Raw genomic sequence first — 2,602 nt, forward strand, 5'->3', positions numbered from 1 at the left:
CGTCATAATCTCTGGGAGTTCATCAGCGCCAGCCGGCGCAGCGGCGTTCAACTCCTTATCGAGAACAGCATGCGGGCCGCCACCGGTGAAGTGATCAAACGCCCGATGGGTTCACCCAAACCCTCCCCCCAGTTCGACGCCATCGGCTTCACCCCGGCCCAGGTCACCCGGGCGGCCTCTGCGGGGGTCATCGACCTGTCGGTGGCCATCGGCCCCCGCGCCCGGCGTCCGCTTCACCTCGCCATCCCTATCTTGATCGGCGGGATGGGCTACGGCGTCGGCATTACCCGGCAGACCTGGAGCGCCCTGCTCGGCGGGGCCACGGCGATGGGGACGGTGGTCAACACCGGGGAAGGGGTCATGTACCTGGAGGACGTCGCTGCGGCCGGCGGGCGATTTATTCTTCAATGGAGCCGGGCCCACTGGGCCAAAGACCCGGAGTTGGTCCGGGCCTGTTCGGCGGTGGAGATTCACTTTGGTCAAGGGGCCTCCACCGGGCTTGGGATTCACATTCCGCCGGAAGAGTTAAAAGAAGCCCGTTCTGCCATGAAGTTGGGACCCCGGGAATGGGCGCGCATCGGCGAGCAATTTCCGGGGGTGCAAGGAGTGCGGGATCTTTCGCGCATGGTTGCGTTCCTGCGGGAATTGTCCGGCGGGGTGCCCATCGGGGCCAAAATCGCTCCGGGCGACGACATCGAAGTCTGCCTGGAGGCGCTGCTGGAGTGCGACGTGGATTTTATCACCATCGACGGTGCCCAGGCCGGTACCAAAGGCAGCGAGCCCATCGCCGAGGATGATTTTGGCCTGCCCACCTTTTTCGCCTTGAGCCGAGCCCGGCGATATTTTGACGCGCATCGGGTCAAGGACGTCAGCCTCATTATATCCGGCGGACTCGTCACCCCGGGACATTTTTTAAAAGCGATCGCCCTTGGCGCCACGGCCGTCGCCATCGGATCCCCCGCCCTTTACGCGGCCAGCCATGGCCAACTCCAGAAAGCCCTGCCTTTCGAACCTCCCACCGAACTGGTGCTCATGGTGGGAAAACGCACAGACCGGTTCGATCCCCTGGAGGGGGCCCGTTCTCTCGCGCTGTTCCTCAAATCCTGTGCCGATGAGATGGCCATGGGCATTCGGGCCATGGGGAAAATGTCCATCCGGGAAGTCAGCGCCTCGGACCTGTTTGCCCTGGATCCGGAAGTGGCCCGAACGGCGGGCATCCGCTACGCCGGGGAGGCCCGCTGGGATCTGTACCGGAAAGATCGAACCCGGAGGCGCGAACATGTATGGTCGCCGAAAGGCCCAGGCTGGAGGGAGCGATCGTGATTCGAAAGAAGGGAATTCGGCAGGATCGTGCTGGCACCCGCTCCTCGGCAGCCCCTCGCCCGGCCTCGCCGCCCCTCATCACCCGGGATCAGATCGCCAACATACGCCGCCACCTCCCCCTCACCCCGGAGGAGACGATCTATGCCCTGGCTCTGGCCACCGAGATGTTAGAGCGCTTGATTAGGCGGTTGGACCGGCCGCTGAATCGGGCGCCCCACGATGAGACGCGGCTCGGTTGGCACCGCATGAAACAGCGGCTCGAGGCACACGTGCGGCGGTTGCGTCGGCAGATGCGCCGGATGGGCGAGCCCGAGGTCCAGGTGCGACCCACTCGACCGGAAATCTCTGATGTGACCTGGGCCCACCTGTTCGCCTTGTACGAGCGGATCATCGACGGCACGAAAGATATCCGCCTGCGGTCCGTTTTGCTCGAGATCTGGGGTGAAACCGCCATTGAGCACGGGTGGCTGGCCTCCTGGGTGGTGGATGTGGGAGACATCGACCCGGAGCTTGTCCGCTGACTGTGGACTTGGCATCACTGGCCGTTAAAAACGATGATCACGTCAGTGGGCCGCCCGGGTTCGGCGGATTGAAACACCACCCGGGCATAGCGGAGAAAAAGTCTGGGAACTAAGGCCACCGCCCCTTGAGGAATGACATTCTCCAACAGGCCATCCGCAATCAGCGTCCCTTGATCGGGACTCACCTGGACGCCCACAGTGGCGGGGGCCGTACCCGCATTTATCACCACAAAGGTGTAGATATTGAGGCCTGCCAGCTCAATGAAACGAGATCCCGTGAGTTGATCGGAAGTTGTGTACGTTTCAACCGACTGGCGGAACATGTAAATCCCCTCGTTTATCGATAATCAGACTTCCATTTATGCTATGTCCCCTTCCACCCCCGTGACCCTTACATTTCACCGGTTTATTTCTTCCCAGACCATGTGCACATTTTGCGGTCTGGCGGTGTTCGTCCACACCTTTATGAAAATGCTTCCGTATCCTGTCTCCCAGCGATGGCTCCCCACCATCGACTTTCAGGGAAAGGATCGATTGTTTTGCCAAACTTCGCTGTTTTTAACCCAAATCCCGACGACCTGCGGGCACTGATTTTCGGGCGAGATACCACCAATACCAGCCGGATCCTCGCGACTGACCCCTCGGGCAACCTCACCACCGTGGCCTTGAACGGCACCATCACCAGCGTCTTGGGGACCACGGTCACCGCCGGTACCCTGACCAATTTGCTGAACGGCACCATCTCCAGCGTCCTCGGT

At 61.6% G+C, this 2,602-nt stretch carries 3 protein-coding genes and 1 pseudogene; 3 read left to right on the top strand and 1 reads right to left on the bottom strand.

Going from position 1 to position 2,602, the window contains the following annotated elements:
* A partial coding sequence (locus K6T64_RS16650) for an FMN-binding glutamate synthase family protein (RefSeq protein ID WP_288011335.1) occupies positions 1 to 1,323 on the top strand: 1,323 nt, incomplete at its 5' end.
* Positions 1,320 to 1,844 (top strand): hypothetical protein, encoded by a 525-nt coding sequence (locus K6T64_RS16655; RefSeq protein WP_170085852.1) that lies wholly within the window; start codon positions 1,320 to 1,322, stop codon positions 1,842 to 1,844. The genes K6T64_RS16650 and K6T64_RS16655, both read left to right, overlap by 4 nt.
* A 14-nt stretch (positions 1,845 to 1,858) precedes the next feature.
* Here K6T64_RS16655 and K6T64_RS16660 read toward each other — a convergent pair whose 3' ends face one another.
* Positions 1,859 to 2,167, bottom strand: coding sequence for a DUF6385 domain-containing protein (locus K6T64_RS16660; protein ID WP_100668041.1), 309 nt, complete (start codon positions 2,165 to 2,167; stop codon positions 1,859 to 1,861).
* A 216-nt stretch (positions 2,168 to 2,383) separates the two neighbouring features.
* Between K6T64_RS16660 and K6T64_RS16665 the strand changes: the two are divergent.
* A pseudogene (locus tag K6T64_RS16665) lies at positions 2,384 to 2,602 on the top strand (DUF6385 domain-containing protein); the annotation flags it as partial.

The sequence above is a fragment of the Kyrpidia sp. genome, assembly GCF_023512215.1.
In the GTDB taxonomy this organism is placed as follows: domain Bacteria; phylum Bacillota; class Bacilli; order Kyrpidiales; family Kyrpidiaceae; genus Kyrpidia; species Kyrpidia spormannii.